At 68.0% G+C, this 20,431-nt stretch carries 16 protein-coding genes and 1 tRNA gene; 12 read left to right on the top strand and 5 right to left on the bottom strand.

The window, feature by feature from the left end:
• Positions 1 to 125 precede the first annotated feature (125 nt).
• The 7 genes from ACYP33_RS14140 to ACYP33_RS14110 all read left to right on the top strand — a co-directional run bounded on the left by ACYP33_RS14140 (position 126) and on the right by ACYP33_RS14110 (position 7,484).
• Complete coding sequence (locus tag ACYP33_RS14140) at positions 126 to 1,271, top strand: LacI family DNA-binding transcriptional regulator (protein ID WP_459622419.1); 1,146 nt, start codon at positions 126 to 128, stop codon at positions 1,269 to 1,271.
• Between the two features lie 120 nt (positions 1,272 to 1,391).
• Entirely contained in the window at positions 1,392 to 2,423 is a 1,032-nt protein-coding gene (locus tag ACYP33_RS14135; RefSeq protein ID WP_414451727.1) for an ABC transporter substrate-binding protein, read from the top strand.
• 35 nt (positions 2,424 to 2,458) lie between these two features.
• Entirely contained in the window at positions 2,459 to 4,063 is a 1,605-nt protein-coding gene (locus ACYP33_RS14130) for a sugar ABC transporter ATP-binding protein (protein WP_459622418.1), read from the top strand.
• Positions 4,064 to 4,137: 74 nt separating this feature from the next.
• On the top strand, positions 4,138 to 5,112 hold the full coding sequence (locus tag ACYP33_RS14125) for an ABC transporter permease (protein WP_414442063.1): 975 nt from the start codon (positions 4,138 to 4,140) through the stop codon (positions 5,110 to 5,112).
• 1 nt (position 5,113) lies between these two features.
• Positions 5,114 to 6,157, top strand: coding sequence for an ABC transporter permease (locus ACYP33_RS14120; RefSeq protein ID WP_414451726.1), 1,044 nt, complete (start codon positions 5,114 to 5,116; stop codon positions 6,155 to 6,157).
• A gap of 171 nt (positions 6,158 to 6,328) precedes the next feature.
• Positions 6,329 to 6,415: transfer RNA gene (locus tag ACYP33_RS14115), tRNA-Leu, on the top strand.
• Between the two features lie 184 nt (positions 6,416 to 6,599).
• Positions 6,600 to 7,484, top strand: a complete 885-nt coding sequence (locus tag ACYP33_RS14110; RefSeq protein WP_459622415.1) for a squalene/phytoene synthase family protein — start codon at positions 6,600 to 6,602, stop codon at positions 7,482 to 7,484.
• A 302-nt stretch (positions 7,485 to 7,786) separates the two neighbouring features.
• Here ACYP33_RS14110 and ACYP33_RS14105 read toward each other — a convergent pair whose 3' ends face one another.
• The 3 genes from ACYP33_RS14105 to ACYP33_RS14095 all read right to left on the bottom strand — a co-directional run bounded on the left by ACYP33_RS14105 (position 7,787) and on the right by ACYP33_RS14095 (position 11,066).
• A complete protein-coding gene (locus ACYP33_RS14105) occupies positions 7,787 to 9,037 on the bottom strand; it encodes a DUF1501 domain-containing protein (protein WP_459622414.1) in 1,251 nt (416 codons plus the stop codon).
• 28 nt (positions 9,038 to 9,065) lie between these two features.
• Positions 9,066 to 10,487: a DUF1800 domain-containing protein gene (locus ACYP33_RS14100; RefSeq protein ID WP_459622443.1), complete on the bottom strand. Its 1,422-nt coding sequence runs from the start codon at positions 10,485 to 10,487 to the stop codon at positions 9,066 to 9,068.
• Between the two features lie 282 nt (positions 10,488 to 10,769).
• A complete protein-coding gene (locus tag ACYP33_RS14095; RefSeq protein ID WP_459622441.1) occupies positions 10,770 to 11,066 on the bottom strand; it encodes a hypothetical protein in 297 nt (98 codons plus the stop codon).
• 260 nt (positions 11,067 to 11,326) lie between these two features.
• Here ACYP33_RS14095 and ompR point away from each other — a divergent pair, with 260 nt between their 5' ends.
• From ompR to ACYP33_RS14080, 3 genes are all read left to right on the top strand, one after another.
• Entirely contained in the window at positions 11,327 to 12,061 is a 735-nt protein-coding gene (ompR, locus tag ACYP33_RS14090) for an osmolarity response regulator transcription factor OmpR (RefSeq protein WP_015875381.1), read from the top strand.
• Between the two features lie 72 nt (positions 12,062 to 12,133).
• Entirely contained in the window at positions 12,134 to 13,498 is a 1,365-nt protein-coding gene (locus ACYP33_RS14085) for an ATP-binding protein (RefSeq protein WP_414442067.1), read from the top strand.
• A 162-nt stretch (positions 13,499 to 13,660) separates the two neighbouring features.
• On the top strand, positions 13,661 to 14,182 hold the full coding sequence (locus ACYP33_RS14080) for a redoxin domain-containing protein (RefSeq protein ID WP_459622411.1): 522 nt from the start codon (positions 13,661 to 13,663) through the stop codon (positions 14,180 to 14,182).
• 81 nt (positions 14,183 to 14,263) lie between these two features.
• Here ACYP33_RS14080 and ispF read toward each other — a convergent pair whose 3' ends face one another.
• Together ispF and ispD are read right to left on the bottom strand one after the other, a co-directional pair.
• The gene (gene ispF / locus ACYP33_RS14075) at positions 14,264 to 14,749 is read right to left on the bottom strand and encodes a 2-C-methyl-D-erythritol 2,4-cyclodiphosphate synthase (RefSeq protein ID WP_414442069.1); all 486 of its coding nucleotides are present in this window, start codon (positions 14,747 to 14,749) and stop codon (positions 14,264 to 14,266) included.
• A gap of 26 nt (positions 14,750 to 14,775) precedes the next feature.
• On the bottom strand, positions 14,776 to 15,489 hold the full coding sequence (gene ispD / locus ACYP33_RS14070) for a 2-C-methyl-D-erythritol 4-phosphate cytidylyltransferase (protein WP_459622409.1): 714 nt from the start codon (positions 15,487 to 15,489) through the stop codon (positions 14,776 to 14,778).
• Positions 15,490 to 15,601: 112 nt separating this feature from the next.
• On the opposite strand from ispD, the gene mfd reads away from it, so the two are divergent.
• Entirely contained in the window at positions 15,602 to 19,072 is a 3,471-nt protein-coding gene (mfd, locus tag ACYP33_RS14065; RefSeq protein WP_459622407.1) for a transcription-repair coupling factor, read from the top strand.
• A gap of 177 nt (positions 19,073 to 19,249) precedes the next feature.
• Positions 19,250 to 20,431 (top strand): acetylornithine deacetylase (argE, locus tag ACYP33_RS14060; protein ID WP_459622405.1); only part of this gene is annotated, 1,182 nt, incomplete at its 3' end.

Genomic DNA, 20,431 nt, shown 5'->3' with positions numbered 1-20,431 from the left:
CGGGTTCGCGGGTAATTTCCGCCAGCGTCGCATAGCCATTGCATTTTCGTCAATTTATTACTAATAATTCATTCATCGCCGATGCGACCGCCGCATCGCGCACCGTTCCCGGTTTCCGCATTCGAATGAAAAAATCCACGCAGCGCCGTCCTACCATGACGGACATCGCCAAGATCACCGGCGTCTCGCAATCGACCGTCTCGCTCGTGCTGAACGGCGCGGTCGGCGCGAAGTTCTCCGACGACACGCGCCAGCGCGTGCTGAAAACGGCCGAGGAACTCGGCTACCAGTTGCCGACCCGCGCCAGCGCGCCGGCCGCGCCCGGCGAACGCAACCAGATCGTCTATATCGCCGACGAAATCTCCACCAGCCCGCATCCGGTCGTCAGCATCGACGGCGCGCGCGACGCCGCCTGGAACAACGGTTGCCTGCTGGCCGTGTACTCCACGCACGGCAACGCCGAGATCGAGCAGCGCGTGCTGCAGCAGGCGCTGTCGAGCGAATCGGTGCTCGGCGTGATCTACGCGACCGTCTACACCCGCAAGGTGACGGTGCCGGCCGCGCTGCTGAAGGTGCCCACGGTGCTGCTGAACTGCTATTGCAACGAGCGGCCGCTGTCGTCGGTGGTGCCGTCGGAAGTCACGGGCGGCCACACCGCCACCGAATTCCTGACCGCCTCGGGCCATCGCCGGATCGGCTTCATCAACGGCGAAACCTGGCAGGACGCGGCCAAGGACCGGCTCAAGGGTTATCGCCAGGCGCTCGCCACCGCCGATCTGCCGTTCGACACGAACCTGGTGCGCGACGGCGACTGGAGCTCGGGCAAGGGCTTCGAGCACACGCTCTCGCTGATGCGCGAGCCGAACCCGCCCACCGCGATCTTCTGCGCCAACGACCTGACCGCGATCGGCGCGATCGAGGCGCTCAAGCAGCTCGGCCTGCGCGTGCCGGAGGATGTCTCGGTGATGGGTTACGACGACCAGGAAATCGCCCGGCACACGCATCCGCCGCTCACCACGGTGTTGCTGCCGAACTACGAGCTGGGCCGCTGGGCCGTGGAAACGCTGCTGCAGGAACACGAGAACCGCGATGCCGGCGCGCCGTTCCGGCACCGCACGATCAAGCTCGACGGCCCGTTGATCGAGCGCGGTTCGGTGTGCCCGCCGGCCGGCGCATCGGCTGAAGCATCGGACGAAAAAAACGGCGAGGCAGACGGTCATGAAACCGTCGCCGTATCCGGGGATACCCGAGGTAATATTTTTAATTCATGACTGTTAATATTAATTGAATCCCCTGCGCTCGGGGTTCGTGCCGGACCGGTTCCGGCCATCAGGCGCGCCAGCAGCAACTCGTCGTGAAACGTGTAGGGTCAACAATAAACGGAGACAAGCATGGCAACAGCATCGCTGCATCGCAACCTCGTCACGATCGCCCTGTGCGTGGCCGGTGCCTGGTCGGGCGTCGCGCTCGCGCAGGACACCGCCGCGCAAAAGGTCGGCAACGCCTCGAACGAAACCTGTACCAATCCGAAGCCGGGCAGCCTCAAGCTCAACGACCTGGTGGTCGGCTTCTCGCAATCGGAAAACGAACAGAACCCGTTCCGCGCGACCGAAACCGCCTCGGTGCGCGCCGCCGCCAAGGCCGCCGGCGTCAAGCGCCTGCTTTACACGAACGCCAACAACAATCCGGCCAAGCAGGTGTCGGACATCGAAAGCATGATCAACCAGGGCGCGCAGGCCCTGATCGTCGCGCCGAACAACTCCACGGGCCTCCAGCCGGCGTTCGCGCAGGCCAAGGCCAAGGGCATCCCGGTGGTCACGATCGACCGCCAGACGGCCGGCACCAACTGCGAGGACTTCATCACGTTCCTCGGCTCCGACTTCTTCGATCAGGGCAAGCGCGCCGCGCAGGCGCTCGCCGCCGCCACCGGCGGGAAGGCCGTGATCGCCGAAATCCAGGGCGGCTACGGCAACACGGTCGAAAGCCAGCGCACCGACGGCTTCGCCGAAGGCCTCAAGGCCTACCCGAACATGAAGATCGCGGCAGCGCAAACCGCCAACTGGTCGACCACCGAGGCGCAGAAGGTCATGGAGCAGATCCTGCTCTCGCACGCCGACGTCAACGCCGTCTACACCCACGCCGACGTGATGACGCTCGGCGCGATCACGGCGCTGCGCCAGGCCGGCAAGCTCAAGGGCGTGACCATCGTGTCGATCGACGGCACCAAGGACGTGGTGCGCGACATCTCGGCCGGCATCGTGGCCGCCGACGTCGAGACCAACCCGCGCTTCGGCCCGCTCGCGATGCAGTCGCTCGCCGACTGGTTCGCCGGCAAGCCGGTCGCGCAGAAGCAGATCATGAAGGACGCGCTCTACGACAAGAGCAACGCGAAGAAGTCGCTCGACGCCGGCTCGGTGTACTGAGCCAGCCTTCCGCACCCCGCCCCGGAGCCAGCACGATGAACGATTCGGCAGCACGCGATGCGAACCGCGACGGGCGCGATGCGCCCGGCCGGATCGTGCTCGAGACGCGTCACGCGTCGAAAACCTTCGGCGTGGTGCGCGCGCTGCGCGACGTCTCGCTGACCTTGCGCGCCGGCGAGGTGCACGGCCTGATCGGCGAGAACGGCGCCGGCAAATCGACGCTGATCAAGATCCTGACCGGCTTCCACCCGCTCGACGAAGGCGCCGTGCATCTCGACGGCGAGCCGGTTGCGTTCACCTCGCCGCGCGACGCGCAGCGTCTCGGCGTGAGCGCCGTCTATCAGGAGATCAACCTGATTCCCGAGCGCAGCGTGGCCGAGAACATCTTCATCGGTCACGAGCCGCGTCGCTTCGGGCTCCTGATCGACCGGCGCCGCATGAACGCGATGGCCGGCGAGATCCTGCGACGTTACGGCCTCGCCGTCGATCCGGCGGCGCGGCTCAGTGCGCTCGGCCTCGGCGAGCAGCAGATGGTGTCGATCGCGCGCGGCGTGTCGCTCGGCGCGCGCGTGCTGATTCTCGACGAGCCGACCTCGGCGCTGTCGGGCGCGGAAGTCGAGGTGCTGTTCCGCGTGGTGGATCGCCTGCGCGCCGACGGCATTGCACTGCTGTTCGTCAGTCACCGGCTCTCCGAGTGCTACCGGCTCTGCGACCGCTTCACGGTGATGCGCGACGGCGCGGTCGTGAAGACCGGCACGCCCGACGAGCTGCCGCGCGCGGCGCTGATCGCCGCGATGCTCGGACGCGACAACAAGGGCCACGGCGGGCGCGTCGAACGCCCCTCGTCGGCCGCCGCCTCCGCCAAACCGGCGCTGACGGTCGACAAGCTGCGCTGGCGCACCCGGGTGCGCGACGTGTCGATGCGGATCGCGCCGAAGGAAATCGTCGGGCTGGCCGGCCTGCTCGGCTCGGGCCGCACCGAAACCTTCAAGGCCGTGTTCGGTGCGCAGAAGGCCGAGGGCGGCGACGTGCAGATCGACGGCGGCGCGCTGCGCAACACCGCGCCGGCGCGCTCGATCGAGCGCGGCCTCGCGTTCCTGTCGGAAGACCGCCGCTCGGAAGGCATCTTTCCGCGGCTGTCGGTGCGCGACAACCTGGTGGCCTCGGTGCTGCCGCGCATCTCGCGCTTCGGCTTCATCTCCACGCGCAAGCAGGACGAACTGGTGGCACGCTACATTGAGGAACTCGGCATCAAGACCGCCGGCCCCGGCGCGCCGATTTCCACGCTGTCGGGCGGCAACCAGCAGAAGGTGCTGATCGCGCGCTGCCTGTCGACCCACCCCACCGTGCTGTTGCTCGACGATCCGACGCGCGGCATCGACGTCGGCGCGAAAGAGGAAGTGCACCGCGTGGTGCGCGGCCTGGCCGACGACGGGCTGGCGGTGGTCGTGACCTCGTCCGAAATGGAAGAACTGCTGGAACTGACCGACCGCCTCGTGGTGCTCAACGAAGGCGTGACCACCGGCACGCTCGCGACGCAGGGCGCCAGCTCCGACGACGTGCTGGCGATCCTCGCCCAGGGCGGCCAGGACCCCGGCGGCGATGCCGCGCCGGACGCCACCCCGGCGGCCGACCGATAGATCGCCCGCACAACCGCCAGGCCGCGCGCGCTTCGCGCCGCGCCCGGCCGCTCCACCGAACCGACGAGGACAGCTTGAGCCTTTCCAACCCTTCCGCGCAGCGCCCGCCCCGCGCGCTGCCCGCTCACGCCGCGCTGGTGTGGGCACGCGAGAACAGCGTCTACGTGGCGCTGGCGATCCTGGTGCTGATCAATCTCGCGATCACGCCCGGCTTCTCGAATCCGCTGGCCGCCCGCAGCCTGCTGTTCGAAGCCGCGCCGGTGGTGCTGATCGCGCTCGGCCAAAACCTCGCGATCGCCACGCGCGGCATCGATCTGTCGGTCGGCTCGGTGATGGCGCTGGCCAGCGCGACGGTGGCCGTCTGCCTCGATTTCGGCACCGGCACCGCGATCGCGGCCGGGATCGCGGCCGGCCTGGTGGTCGGCATCTTCAACGGCGCGCTGGTGTCGATCGTGCGCATCGATCCGCTGATCTCGGGCCTCGCGCTGCTGGTCGCCGCGCGCGGCCTCGCGCAAGCGCTGGTCGGCGGCTCGCGCGTGAGCCTGCCGCCCGCCGACGCGTTCGACCTGCTCGGCACCGGCGCGATCGGCCCGCTGCCGGTGGTGATGCTGATCGCGCTGGCGCTCGGCCTGCTGGTCATGCTGCTGGTGCGCCGCACCACCTTCGGCCGCTACACGATCCTGATCGGCGCGAGCCGCGGCGCGGCGTTCCTGGCCGGCATTCCGGTGCGCCGCACGCTGTTCCTCGTGTATGCGGCGAGCGGTGCGCTGGCGGGCCTGGCCGGCGTGTTCGCATCGGCGCGGCTCGGCGCGTCGGACCCGAACTACGTGGGCGTCAATTTCGAACTCGATGCGATCGCCGCCTCGGTGATCGGCGGCACGCCGCTGTCGGGCGGGCGCATCTCGATCGTCGGCACGGTGTTCGGCGTGCTGCTGCTGCAGGTGCTCGATGCAAGCTTCATCATGAACAACGTCAGCTTCACCTATGCGCAGATCCTGAAGGCCGTGTTCATCGTCGTCGCGCTGTATCTGCAGCGGCAAGGGGGCTGAGATGAACGCACGTCCGAACCTCGAATCCGGCACGGGCCGGCTCGACGCCGACGCGAACCTGCGCCCCGCGCCCTCGGCCGCCCCGCTGCTCGCCCGCAAGGCGCGCCGTGCCCGCCTGGTCGGGCTGATCCAGTCACGCGGCGCGATCGGCATCCTGATTCTCGTGTGCGCCGTGGCCGGCGCGGTGTTTCCCGCTTTCCTGCGTCCCGCCAATCTGGCGGACATCGTCTCCGCAGGTTCTTTCCTCGGCCTGATCGCGATCGGCCAGAGCCTCGTGATCATCATGGGCGGCTTCGACCTGTCGGTCGGCTCGATGGTGGGCCTCGGCACCGTGGTGGCAGCCTATGCGGCACCCTACGGCTGGGGCGCGGCGATGCTCGCGCCGATCGCCGTCGGCCTGCTGGTGGGGCTCGTCAACGGCGTGCTGATCGCACGGGCGCGGATGGCGCCGTTCATCGTCACGCTGGCCGCGCTGCTCGGCCTCAAGGGGCTGGCGCTGGTGCTGGCCAGCCAGGACTTGCTGATCGAGAACCCGGGCTTCTTCACGCAGATCGCCAACGGTTCGATCTTCGGCGTCAACACGCTGATCTGGCTGCTCGTGATCGCCTATGCGGTGGGCGCGCTGGTGCTGAACGCCACGCCGTACGGCGCGGCGATCTTCGCGATCGGCGGCAACGAGGAAGCAGCGCGCATGCTCGGCGTGCGCGTCGAGCGCATCAAGATCCTGACCTACGGCCTGAGCGGTGCGCTGGCGGGGCTGGCGGGCGCGCTGCTGGCGTCGCATCTGGATTCGGGGCTGTCGGGCGCGGGCTCGGGCTACGAGTTGCAATCGATCGCGGCAGCCGTGATCGGCGGGGTGCTGCTGACGGGCGGTGTGGGCACCATGACCGGGCCGCTGGCCGGCGTGCTGCTGCTCGGTGTGATCCAGAACGTCATCAATCAGGTCGGCACGCTCAGCCCCTATTACCAGAACCTCGCCAGCGGCGTGTTCCTGCTGCTCGCGGTGATCGTGCAGACGGTGCTGACCAGCTCGCGCAAGAGCTAGACAAACAGGCGCGGCGCTCCCCGCGAGGCCCGGCATGGCGGGTAGAGACAAGCGCGGGGAGATCGGTTAGAATCCGCGCTCGCGCTTTTCGGCGGCCGTCCGATTCCACATTGGCGGCGTGTTCGCGGGACGCTCCAGCCGCTACGCGGCGGTGTTCCCGATCATCGATGTGCGTGAGTGGCGAAATTGGTAGACGCACCAGGTTTAGGTCCTGACGCCCGCAAGGGTGTGCCGGTTCGAGTCCGGCCTCACGCACCATTCCCCGTATTGCCCCCCTATTGCCCCCTTTCCGGTTCCCGACGTGTCACGGCTGTCCGATCCGCGGGCCCATGCCGCGATCCGGTGCGTCGGTGCTAGAATCGCCGCGCATTTGCCCGGCCCGGCGCGGTATCCCCCTGCGCCCTGTCCGGCCGCCCGCTTACGTCCATCCGTTGCCCCGCCCGTGAATTTCGACGAATACTGCCAGCAGAAGGCCGCACCAGCCGGCTCCAGCGCCTATTACGCGCTCCGTCAGGCGCCGTTCGCCCGACAGGGCGCGCTGACCGCGCTGTTCGCGCTGCGCCGCGAGCTGGACGAAACCACGCGCGAAACCAGCGATCCGACCATCGGCCATACCAAGCTCGCCTGGTGGCGCAACGAACTCGCCGCGCTTGCGCAAGGCCACGCCTCGCACCCGGTCACGCAGGCCATCGCCCATCACGCGCCGGGGCTCGCGCCCGACGGCGCGGCGTGGCAGGCGCTCGCCGACGGCTTCGCAATGGATCTCGAACAGGCACGCTATCTGGATTTTGCGAACCTGCGCCGCTATATCGGCGGCGTGGGCGGCGGGTTCGCGGCGCTGGTCGCGCGCGCCAGCGCGGGCGCGGGTGATGGCTCAGGTGCCCGTTCGAGTGCCGGCGATGGCGCCGATGATCGTGCCGGGACAACGCCCGACTGGGCATTCGCGCTCGGCAACGCGCTGGTGCTCGCGCAGATCGTCGAGGACGTGGGGCACGACGCGCGTCACGGTCGCGTGTATCTGCCGATCGACGAGTTGCAGCGCTACGAGGTGACGGCAGCCGACCTCATGCACCGGCGCTACAGCCAGGCGTTCAGCGAGCTGATGTTTTTCCAGGCCGAGCGGGCGCGCAAGGCCCTGCACGAAGCGCTCGACGCGATTCCCGCCGCCGAGCGGCGCGCCCAGCGCACACTGCGCGCGCTCGGTGCGCTGGCACTGGCGACGCTCGACGAAATCGATCGCGAACAGTACCAGGTGCTGCACCAACGCATCGCGCTGACGCCGATCCGCAAGCTGTGGGTGGCGTGGCGCGCCGCGCGCCGCCGCTGATTGGTCATCTGCTCACGCGCACTCAGACGCAAGGCGGTGGGCGACACGTCGCGCTGCGCGCCCCGCTGATAGGTCATCCCGCTCACGCGCGCTCAGGCGCAAGGCTTTAGGTGACACGTCGCGCCGCCCGCCGCCGCTGATAAGTCATCCGCTCACGCGCGCTCAGACGCAAGGCTTTAGGTGACACGTCGCGTCGCGCGCCGCCGCTGATAAGTCATCCATCCGCCCACGGGCACTCACGCGTGCAGGCTCTGAACGGCATGGCACACCGCCACTCACCGGCCACCCGCCCACGCACCCACTCACACGCGCAACAACGGCAGCGGCGCGAAGCGCCCGCGCAGCACGACAGACGAATCGATCCCCCACCACGGCCCGAGCACCGTCGCATACAGTTGCCGGAAATCGACCGCCACCGGCAGGTTGCCGTTGCCGTCGAGTCGTGCGAGCGCCGGCGTCTCGCCGTACAGGCCACCGCGCACGCGCCCGCCCATCACGAAGTGCGGCGCCGACGTGCCGTGATCGGTGCCACCGCTCTGGTTCTCGCGCACGCGCCGGCCGAACTCGGCATAGGTCATCACGAGCGTGTCGTCCCAGCGCCCCAGCTCGACGAGCGCCGAGCGCATCGCCGCCAGCCCTTCCGATAACTGCTTGAACAGCGCCGCCTGCTGGCCGGCCTGGTTCTGATGCGTGTCGAAGCCGTTCAGCGTGAGCCGCAGCACGGCCACGCCCTGCCCCGCCAGCGGCTGCCGCTGCGGCGATTCGGAGGCGGCCAGCACCTGCATCGCCGTCTTCACCGAGGTGCCGAACGGCCCGGCCGGAAACGCCGTGCCGAACGCGAACGCGCCGTCGCGCGGCCGCAGCCGCGCCGCCGCGTTGACGATGTCGTTCTCCACGTCGATCAGATGCGCGAGCGCCGGGTTCTGCTCGCGCAGCGCCACCGGATGCGCGAGCTTCGCCGCGCCGATGAACTGCGCCGGATTGACGAGCACGATCGCGCGCGCGCCGTTCGCGAGCGGCCCCATCTCGGCGCTGCCGAACACCACGCCGTCGGCCGCGAAACCGGGCGGCACCGGTGCGCGCGCGAACGCGCGAGACAGCCAGCCATCGCCGAGATATTCATCCGAGCGCGAGGCCGTATCCCAGATCTCGATCGAGCGAAAATGCGAGAGATTCGGCTGCGGATAACCGACGCCCTGCACTACCGCCAGCTCGTGCGCCTGCCAGGCCGGCAACAACGGTGCGAGCGACGGATGCAGCGCCGCGCGTTCGTCGAGCGGCAGCAGCGTCTCGCGGCGCAGCGCGAGCGTCGGGCGCAGCGTGCGATAGAGCGGATCGGCATAGGGCACCACCATGTTCAGCCCGTCGTTGCCGCCCTTCAGTTCGACGAGAATCAGCAGGCGCCGGTAATGCCCGGCTTCGTGCGCTGTGGCCGCCGGGCTCGCAAGGTTCTCGCCGGCCAGCGCCTCGGCCGCCTGCGCGCCCGGCGTCCAGATCGTCACGCCGGCCGCGCCCGCCATGCCGGCCAGCCTCAGGAAATCGCGTCGTTTCATGCTTGCGTCCTCGTCGCCGTTGCCGGCTTCAGCACAGTTGATAGACCGGATCCATCAGCAGCGCACGCAAATACGCCGCGCCGCTCGCACCGGCATCGATCGCCGCGACCGGCGACAGCGGCAGCACCGCGTGCTGCAATTGCAATTCGACCGACACCGACGGTTTGCCCTGCGGCGCCGCCCCGAATCGCGCGAGCCAGTCGTCGAGATCGAAGCGCATCGCCGCGCCACGCGGAGGCTGCGCCATTGCGACGGTCTGCATTGCGGAGGCTGCCGCGGGCCGCACTGCCTTCGCCGATTTGCCCGACGCGGTGGTCGACCGGAACATGCGCTCGACGAACTGCTTGCGCGCGAGCAGCGTCGCACTATTGATCCACATCGCGCCGCCCGGCCAGCCCTTGACGTTCGGCGGCGCGAACAGGTTCTCGCCGAGGCCGCGCACGACCGGCACGAATTGCGCCGCATCGCCGTAATCGATCGCGAACAGCCGCACGTTGCCGACCACGAACTCCACCGGCGATTTCACATGCACGCCGCGCACGCGATCGCTCCAGAACGCGTCGCTCGACAGCAGCGCCACGAGCGCCGCGCGGATCTCGTAGCCGCTGTCGCGAAAGCGCGCGGCGATCGCGTCCAGTTCGACGGAATCGGGCGTATCGGAAACGAACTCGCGCCACAGCTTCGCGCACACGAAGCGCGCCGTTTCGGGCTGTGCGAGCAGGATGTCGAGCACGCCGTCGGTGTCGAGCGGGCTGCTCTGCCCGAGCACGGTCTTCATGCCGTCGTCATGAAGGTTCGGATGCCAAACCGTTTCGAGCGTATCGGGATCGAGGCCCCAACCGGTCAGCGCGCGCGCCGCCTCGGTCACGTCGTGCTGCGTGTAGTGCCCTTCGCCGAGCGTGAACAACTCCATCACCTCGCGCGCGAAATTCTCGTTGGGGCGGCCCTTGCGATTGCTCGCGCCGTCGAGGTATTGCAGCATCGCCGGGTCTTTCGCGACGGCGTGCAGCATCGTGCCGAAATTGCCGAGCGCCTCGCTGCGCAGCAGGCGGTGCTGCATCGCCATCGTGCGCGCATACGGCGACTTGTCCTGCCCCGAGGTGAAATGCCGATGCCAGAACAGCGTCATGCGTTCGGCCAGCGGCGAAGGCGTGCTCAGCATCGCGTCGAGCCACCAGGCGCGCAACGCGTCGTAACGTTGCGATTGCAGACGTTGATCGTCGCGCCGCTGATCGGGCGTCCAGGCGTTGCGCACGGCGCGCGGCGGCAGCGGTTCGTCGGTCCATGTCGGCATCGCCGTGAACGTATCGTGGCGCGCGCCATCGAGCAACGCTTCGACGGCCACCGCGCGGGTCGTGCCGACATGGCGCGCGACCTCGTCGGGCGAGGCAGCAAAACCCGTGCGCGTCAGCAGGAAACGAACATCGTCGGCGTCGAGCAGCGCCTGCATCGAAGGCGGCCAGGTGGCCGCAGCATGGGTGACGCCATGGGCGCCATGCGTACCCGGACGAGACACTTCGGTATCGATTCGACGCATGCGACGCCGCTCCCTGATGGCCTGGATTGCGCGCAGGCCGGCGACCCACGGCAAGCGGGCGCGGCAAGCGCATCACTTCAGATAAACGGACGGCGCGGGTAGGGCGTTGACGTGGCGCATGTCGATGCACACGCACGCAAACGGTGCGTCGCACGACGTCGTGACACCAAGATCGGGGAAAATGAAACGCAGTGCTTAGCGCTTGTAAAGCTCGCGCACGGCATCTTCGATATGCTGGCGCAGCAGGTGGCGTTCCTCGGGCGTCATGTGCCCGTCGCGGCGGCGCTGGTCGAGATCGGGGGACACGGCGGAACGGCCTGACGGCTCGTCGAAACGATCGAATTGATCACGCGCCGGTTGCGGCACGGCACGGCCGCGCGACACCTTCTGCAACGGCCCGCCCCGCTCCTGGCGCTGCGCGCAAGCGAAGTTCGATGCAAAGAGACCGGCAAACACGATCGTCAGTGCGCATGCAATCCGCTGAGATCGCATCACTGTGCTCGCTTCTGTGGTCGATTTGTTCCCTTCGTCACGCGGCAACCGTTTAACCTCTGGTACTTGAACAAACCCGGCGAATATCGGGCAAACGAACTACGAAATATCGAGTGGGTGGAGTATCCACTGAATTTCCGCGCCAAGTAAAGGAGTGTCTAACGACTGTCTTTACTCAGCATCGCAGCACGGGTAAATTTTGTAACCGACTGTTACTCGTAAAATCCCGCGCCCGTGCGCACCTCCGTAATCGCGATAAGATGCCGCCCATGGAAACGAAAAACCCCTCGAAAATCCTCGTCGTCGACGACGATCCCCGCTTGCGCGATTTGTTGCGTCGTTATCTCGGCGAACAAGGCTTCAACGTGTATGTCGCCGAAAATGCGACGGCCATGAACAAGCTTTGGGTCCGCGAACGTTTCGATCTGCTCGTGCTCGACCTGATGCTGCCCGGTGAAGACGGCCTGTCGATCTGTCGCCGCCTGCGCGGCAGCAACGACCGCACGCCGATCATCATGCTGACGGCGAAGGGCGAGGACGTCGATCGCATCGTCGGCCTCGAAATGGGTGCCGACGATTACCTGCCGAAGCCGTTCAATCCGCGCGAGCTGGTGGCGCGGATTCACGCGGTATTGCGTCGCCAGGCGCCGGCCGAATTGCCGGGCGCGCCGTCGGAAACCACCGAGGTATTCGAATTCGGCGAGTTCTCGCTGAATCTCGCCACGCGCACGCTGACCAAATCCGGCCAGGAGATTCCGCTGACCACCGGCGAATTCTCGGTGCTGAAAGTGTTCGCGCGTCATCCGCGCCAGCCGCTGTCGCGCGAGAAACTCATGGAACTGGCGCGCGGCCGCGAATATGAAGTATTCGACCGCAGCCTCGACGTGCAGATCTCGCGCCTGCGCAAGCTGATCGAACCCGATCCGGGCAGCCCGCGTTTCATCCAGACCGTCTGGGGCCTCGGCTACGTGTTCATCCCCGACGGCGCGGCCTGATCGCCCGACCTGCTCGGCGCGCGTTCGCGCGCGCCGGCCTTCCACGCCACGCCAGCCTAGACAGTCCGCCCTATGCGTATTGACCGGCGCCTTCTGACGCTCGTTTTCGGCGGGCTGTTCTGGCGCACCTTCCTGCTGATCGCCCTGCTGATCGCGGTCAGCCTCGCCGCGTGGTTTCAGAGCTTTCGCGTGATCGAGCGCGAGCCGCGCGCGCAGCGCGTGGCCTTGCAGCTCGTCGCGGTCGTCAAGCTCACGCGCACCGCCCTGCTCTATTCCGATCCCGACCTGCGCCGCGCGCTGCTGCAGGATCTCGAGAGCAACGAGGGCGTGCGCGTCTACCCGCGCGAAACATCCGACAAATTCAAGCTCCAGCCCGACGAATCGCTGAATCGCCTGATCGAACACGACATCCGCAGCCGGCTCGGCGACGACACCGTGATCGCGCAATCGGTCAACGAGATTCCCGGCGTGTGGATCAGCTTCAAGATCGACGACGACGATTACTGGGTCGCGCTCGACCGCGACCAGCTCGACACCGTCACGGGCCTGCAATGGGCCGGGTGGGGCCTGTTCGCGCTGGCGCTCTCGCTGCTCGGCTCGGCGTTCATCACGAGCCTCGTGAACCAGCCGTTCTCGCGGCTCGCGCTCGCGGCACGCAAGGTGGGCGCCGGGCAGATGCCCGAGCCGCTGCCCGAGCGCGGCATGGGCGTGGCGGCCGACACCAACCGCAGCTTCAACCAGATGGTGCGCGACCTCGAACAGCTCGACGCCGATCGCGCGCTGATGCTGGCCGGCATCTCGCACGACCTGCGCACGCCGCTCGCGCGGCTGCGGCTCGAAACCGAGATGAGCCCGTCGGATCAGGCCACCAAGGATGCGATGGTCGACGACATCGAGCAGATGGACCGCATCATCGCCGCCTTCATCGATTACGCGCGGCCCACCCCGCAACGCGCGCTCGAACCGGTGGATCTGTCGATGATCGCGCACGACGTGGCCGCGCGCCTCGCCAACGAGGACGGCGTGCAGATCACCATGAAGCTGGCGCCGGCCGCCGTGGTCGAGGCCGACGAAACCGACATGCGGCGCGTGGTCGGCAACCTGGTCGAGAACGCGCGCAAGTACGGCCTGAGCGCCAACGACGGCATCGCGCGGATCGTCGTCGAAACGCGCAGCTCGCCCACTCGCGTCGAGCTGATCGTGCGCGACGAAGGCCCCGGCATCCCCGACGATCAACTGCCGCTCGTGATGCGCCCGTTCTATCGCGTCGACGCGGCGCGCAGCAAGGCGGACGGCACCGGCCTCGGCATGGCGATCGTGCTGCGCATCGTCGGCCGCTATCGCGGCACGCTGAAGCTGCGCAACCGCGCGCCCGAGCCGGGCCTCGAGGTGTCGCTCGACTTCCCGACCGGCAAGGCCGCCCGCACGGCAGCCTGAACCCCGCTCCATTTCCTCCGTTTTCCGTCATTTCGCAGGCAGCGGCCATGATTGGCCCGCTGCTCGCATCGCACGCACATCAATAGCCAATTTCTACTGGAACGCACTCGCGATAGACCTATAGTCGATGCGTGACACTCACGCACCGCAAGGAGCCCGTGCATGAAAACCGTCGGCGACACGCTCGAAGCATTCACCGTGATGGCCGCCCGCCCCGGCTTCCTGTTGCCCGAGGAAAACGGCCATTCGGCGTACGAAACCATCACGCAGGCCTCGTTCCCCGATCACTGGAAGGTGATCTATTTCTATCCACGCGATTTCGACGCCGCCTGCGCCGACCAGATCGCCGGCTTCGCCCGGCTGCAGCCGGCGTTCGCGGAACGCGGCGCGGTGCTGCTTGGCGGCAGCGCCGACAACGAATGCGTCAAGCTCGCCTGGCGGCGCGAGAATGCGGCACTCGAGCGGCTCAACCATCATGCGTTCGGCGACGTGAAGGGCGAGCTGATCGACCAGCTCGGCGTGCGCGACCGCGACACCGGCACCGCCCTGCTCGCCACGTTCATCGTCGACGCCGACAACACCATTCAGCACGTCTCGGTCGACCGGCTCGAAGCCGGCTGCCGGCCGCAGGAGATCCTGCGCGTGCTCACTGCGTTGCAGGACGCGGCGCAGGCGGCACGATAGCGGCCGGCGCGCGAAAACGACAACGCCCCGCACGAGGCGGGGCGTTGTCGACATCGACCGGCTGACGCCGGATGCCTAAACTCAGGCGCCTTCGCGCACCAGCAGCGCGGCCGCCTGTGCCTCGATCCCTTCGCCGCGGCCCAGATAGCCGAGCTTCTCGTTGGTCTTCGCCTTGACGTTGACGCGGTCGAGCGGCAGGCCGAGATCGTCGGCGATGTTCGCGCGCATCGCGTCGATGTGCGGCGCGAGCTTCGGCGCCTGCGCGATCACGGTGGTATCGACGTTGCGGATCGTGAAGCCCGCGGCCGTCACGCGCTTCACGCATTCGCGCAGCAGCACGCGGCTGTCGGCGCCCTTGAACTGCGCATCGGTGTCCGAGAAATGACGGCCGATATCGCCGAGCGCGGCCGCGCCGAACAGCGCGTCGGTCAGCGCGTGCAGCAGCACGTCGGCGTCCGAGTGGCCGAGCAGGCCGCGCTCGTAGGGGATCGTCACGCCGCCGATGATGAGCGGCCGGCCGGGAACCAGTTGGTGTACGTCGTAGCCTTGTCCGATTCTGAAATCCATGCTGGGTCGGTTCCTGGTTGAGTGGATCAGGAGGCGTTCGCCGGCCGGGACAGGAATGCCTCGGCCAGATCGAAATCCTCGGGGTACGTGACCTTGAAGTTGCGCAGATTGCCCTGCACGACGCGCGGCGCATGGCCGGCCCATTCGATCGCGCTGGCCTCGTCGGTCAGGTCGTGGCCATCGTGTTGCGCGGCGAGGATCGCGTCGCGCAGCATGCCGATGCGGAACATCTGCGGCGTTTGCGCCTGCCAGAGCCCGTCGCGCGATTCGGTGCGGGCGATCTCGTCGCCGCCGGCCGGCACGCGCTTGAGCGTATCGGCCACCGGCAGCGCGACGATGCCGCCCACCGGGTCGTCCTTCAGCGTGGTGATCAGCGTGCGGATCAGCGCGGGCGTGATGCCGGGGCGCGCGGCGTCGTGCACCAGCACCCAGTCGGCATCGGTCGCGCCGAATTCCGCGCAGAGCTGCAGCAGGCCGTTCAGCACCGACGCCTGGCGCGATGCGCCGCCGCAACGGCTGACCGCGAAGCGCAGGCCGGCGAAGCGGCGCGCGTCGAAATGCGTGTCGTCCGGCGAGATCACCACCAGCGTTTGCGAGAATTCGCTGAGCGCGTCGAACGCGGCCAGCGTGTAGTGCAGCAGCGCCCGACCGGCCAGCGTGCGGTACTGCTTGGGCAGCGCCGAGCCGGAACGGCTGCCGGTGCCGGCACAGGGAATCAGGGCAAAAAGTCGGGGAGTCACGTGAGCGAACGCCGGTAATAGGGAAATCGAAGGCAGGATTTTATAATAGGTCTTTCGACTCGACCGTCGTGCCGCTCGCGGCGCCCCGGCGCTCGCCATTCCAGCCTCGTCCATGCCAGAAAACGCCAGCACTCCGTCGTCCCCCGTCGCACTCGTGAAACCGGGCCAGCGCTTCGCCTTCGACGGCGCGCTCGGCTCCGCCGATGGCCTCGTCATCGCCCGCTATCTCGCCGCCCACAAGGCGCAGGTGCCGTTGCTCGCGGTGGTCTGCGCGAACGCGACGGACGCGCAGCGGCTCTCGCTGGAGCTGGCGTACTTCGCGCCCGACGCACGCGTGCGGCTGCTGCCCGACTGGGAAACCCTGCCTTACGATACGTTTTCGCCGCACCAGGATCTGGTCTCGGAACGGCTCGCCACGCTGCACGATCTCGGCGAGGGGCGTTGCGACATCCTGCTGGTGCCGGCCACCACGGCGCTCTATCGCATGCCGCCGGCCTCGTTCCTAGCCGCCTACACGTTCGCGTTCAAGCAGGGCGAGCGGCTCGACGAGGCCAGGCTCAAGGCGCAGCTGACGCTGGCCGGCTACGAGCACGTGAGCCAGGTGGTGCGCCCGGGCGAATACTGCGTGCGCGGCTCGCTGATCGACCTGTTCCCGATGGGCTCGCCGCTACCCTACCGGCTCGACCTGTTCGACGATCAGGTCGATTCGATCCGCGCGTTCGATCCGGACACGCAGCGCAGCCTGTACCCGGTGCGCGACGTGCGCATGCTGCCGGGCCGCGAATTCCCGTTCGACGACGCCGCGCGCACCACGTTCCGCAGCCGCTGGCGCGAAACCTTCGAGGGCGATCCGAGCCGCGCCACGATCTACCGCGACATCGGCAACGGCGTGCCGTCGGCCGGCATCGAGTATTACCTGCCGCTGTTCTTCGACGAAACGGCCACGCTGTTCCACTATCTGCCGCACAACGCGCATCTGGTGTTCACCGGCGATCTCGACAACGCGATCCGCCGCTTCACGGCCGACACCCGGCAGCGCTACACGTTCCTGTCGCACGATCGCGAGCGGCCGATTCTCGAACCGCTGCGCCTGTTCCTCAGCGACGAGGATTTCTACACGCTCGCCAAGCCGTTCGCGCGCCTCGTGCTGCCCGCGCAGCCGGCCGGCGGCTGGGCCACGGCGCTGCCGCCGCTCGCGCTCGAACGGCAGGCCGACGATCCGGTCGCCACGCTGCGCCACTACCTCGATACCACGCCGAACCGCGTGCTGTTCACGGTCGATTCGGCCGGCCGCCGCGAAACCATCGCGCAACTGCTGGCCGAGAACGGCCTGCGCCCGGCCGGCAACGACAGCTTCGCCGCCTGGCTCGAAAGCGACGAGCGTTTCGCGCTCGGCGTCGCGCCGCTCTCGAGCGGCTTCGCGGTGCCCGGCGAAGGCTACGCGATCGTCACCGAAACCGAGCTGTACGGCGTCACCGGCCGCCGCACCGGGCGCCGCCGCCAGGAGCAGGCCAGCAACGTCGACGCGATGGTGCGCGACCTGTCGGAGCTGAAGGTGGGCGACCCGGTGGTGCACACGCAGCACGGCATCGGCCGCTACATGGGCCTGGTGTCGATGGATCTCGGCGAGGGCGACACCGAATTCCTGCATCTCGAATACGCGGGCGAAAGCAAGCTCTACGTGCCGGTGTCGCAACTGCACGTGATCTCGCGCTACAGCGGCGCCGACCCCGACAGCGCACCACTGCACGCGCTCGGCTCGGGCCAGTGGGAGCGCGCCAAGCGCAAGGCGGCGCAACAGATCCGCGACACCGCCGCCGAGCTGCTGAACCTGTACGCACGCCGCGCCGCGCGCGAGGGCCATGCGTTCGCGCTCGATCCGCGCGACTACGTGAAGTTCGCCGAGAGCTTCGGCTTCGAGGAAACGCCCGACCAGGCCGCCGCGATCGCCGCCGTGATCGGCGACATGACGAGCGGCAAGCCGATGGATCGCCTGGTGTGCGGCGATGTGGGCTTCGGCAAGACCGAGGTGGCGCTGCGCGCGGCGTTCATCGCCGTGCTCGGCGGCAAGCAGGTCGCGCTGCTGTCGCCCACCACCCTGCTGGCCGAACAGCATACGCAAACCTTCATCGACCGTTTCGCCGACTGGCCCGTGCGCGTGGCCGAACTGTCGCGTTTCAAGTCGACCAAGGAGATCTCGGCGGCGATCCAGCAGATCAACGAAGGCAGCGTCGATATCGTGATCGGCACGCACAAGCTGCTGTCCTCGGACGTGCAGTTCAAGCGTCTCGGGCTGGTCATCATCGACGAGGAACACCGCTTCGGCGTGCGCCAGAAGGAAGCGCTGAAGGCGCTGCGCGCCGAGGTCGACGTGCTGACGCTGACCGCCACGCCCATTCCGCGCACGCTCGGCATGGCGCTCGAAGGCCTGCGCGATTTCTCGGTGATCGCCACCGCGCCGCAGAAGCGGCTCGCGATCAAGACCTTCGTGCGGCGCGAGGACGACAGCGTGATCCGCGAGGCGATGCTGCGCGAACTGAAGCGCGGCGGGCAGGTGTACTTCCTGCACAACGAGGTCGAAACCATCGAGAACCGCCGGGCGATGCTGGAAGCGCTGGTGCCGGAAGCGCGCATCGCGATCGCGCACGGCCAGATGCACGAGCGTGAGCTGGAACGCGTGATGCGCGATTTCGTGGGCCTGCGCAGCAACGTGCTGCTCTGCACGACCATCATCGAAACCGGCATCGACGTGCCGAGCGCGAACACGATCATCATGCATCGCGCCGACAAGTTCGGGCTGGCGCAGTTGCACCAGTTGCGCGGCCGCGTGGGCCGTTCGCACCACCAGGCCTATGCGTACCTGCTGGTGCACGATCCGCAGTCGCTGACCAAGCAGGCGCAACGGCGGCTCGAAGCGATCCAGCAGATGGAGGAGCTCGGCTCGGGCTTCTATCTGGCGATGCACGACCTGGAGATCCGCGGCACCGGCGAAGTGCTCGGCGACAAGCAATCGGGCGAGATCCACGAGATCGGCTTCCAGCTCTACACGGACATGCTCAACGATGCCGTGAAGGCACTCAAGAACGGCCGCGAGCCGGACTTGCTCGCACCGCTGGCCGCCACCACCGAGATCAACCTGCACACGCCGGCGATCCTGCCGGCCGATTACTGCGCCGACGTGCAGGAGCGGCTGTCGTTGTACAAGCGCCTCGCCAACTGCGAGGAAGGCGAATCGATCGATGCGATCCACGAGGAACTGGTCGATCGCTTCGGCAAGCTGCCGCCGCAGGCCACCGCGCTGGTCGAGACGCACCGGCTGCGGCTGCTGGCCCGGCCGCTCGGCATCAGCAAGATCGATGCGAGCGAGGTGGCGATCGGCCTGCAGTTCGTGCCCGATCCGCCCATCGATCCGATGCGCATCATCGAGATGGTACAGAAGCATCGTCACGTGAAGCTCGCCGGCCAGGACAAGCTGCGCATCGAAACGCGCACGCCCGACCCGGCGATCCGCGTGTCGACCGTCAAGGAAACGCTGCGCGCGCTCGGCCAGCCCAGCGGCGGCAAGAAGGCGGCGGCGCGCTGAGCGCGGCTGCCGCAGCGCGGGCATCGCCGCCACCGCTGCGGATTGCGCTGCCCGGGCCGGATCTGCCCCGGCCTGGCGGCAGCCCCCTGTTCTTCATGCTGCATTGCAAGGCGGCCCGCGAGCGCGGGCCGCCTTGTTTTTGAGTATGATTTTCGTATTGCCATCCGGAGTTTCACCATGCGTTCCGCCGTCGACGCCACTACCCCGCCCGCTTCCTCCGCCCCTGCTTCCGCCACCTCCCCCGCCAGCCTCGATTGGATCAACCGCCTGGTGGCGATGGACACCACCAGCCGCGTGCCGAACCTCGGCCTGATCGAAACCGTGCGCGACGCGCTGGCCGAACGCGGCATCCGCTCCGAGCTGACGTACGACAAACGCGAAGGCTGGGCCAATTTGTTCGCGACGATCCCCGCGCACGACGGCGCGACCGACGGCGGCGTGGTGCTGTCGGGCCACACCGATGTGGTGCCGGTCGACGGTCAGAATTGGGACAGCGATCCGTTCGCGCCGCAGATCCGCGACGGCCGCCTGTACGGGCGCGGCACCTGCGACATGAAGGGCTTCATCGGCGCGGCGCTCGCGCTGGTGCCCGAGATGCAATCGGCGCGCCTCGTCAAGCCGATCCATTTCGCGCTGTCCTACGACGAGGAAATCGGCTGCGCCGGCGCGCCGCTGCTGCTCGCCGACCTGAAGGAGCGCGGGCTGCATCCGAGCGGCTGCATCGTCGGCGAGCCGACCAGCATGCGCCCGATCATCGCCCACAAGGGCATCAACACCTATCGCTGCTGCGTGCGCGGCCACGCGGCGCATTCCTCGCTGACGCCGAAGGGGCTCAACGCGATCGAATACGCGGCGCGCCTGATCTGCCATATCCGCGACATCGCCGACGAATTCCGCGCCAACGGCCCGTTCGACGAGCTTTACGACGTGCCGTTCACCACCGCGCAAACCAGCCTGATCGAAGGCGGCAACGCGATCAACACGGTGCCGGCCGAGTGCCGCTTCTCGTTCGAATTCCGCAACCTGCCGACGCTCGACCCCGACGCGATCTTCGCGAAGATCGACACCTACGCGCGCGACACGCTGCTGCCGAAGATGCGACGCGAGCATCCCGACGCGGCCATCGAGATCTCGCAGATTGCCGCCGCGCCGGGCCTCGACGCCGACGAGCAGGCCGCCATCACGCAACTGGTGCGCGCGCTGACGGCCGACCGCTCGCAACGCAAGGTCGCCTACGGCACCGAGGCCGGGCTGTTCGCCAATGCAGGCATCCCGAGCATCGTGTGCGGCCCCGGCAACATCGAACAGGCACACAAGCCGAACGAATACGTCGAGCTGGCCCAGCTCGATGCCTGCGAC

The organism is Burkholderia sp. 3C (genome assembly GCF_054589155.1).
This window is presented reverse-complemented; position numbering and strand designations above follow the sequence as displayed.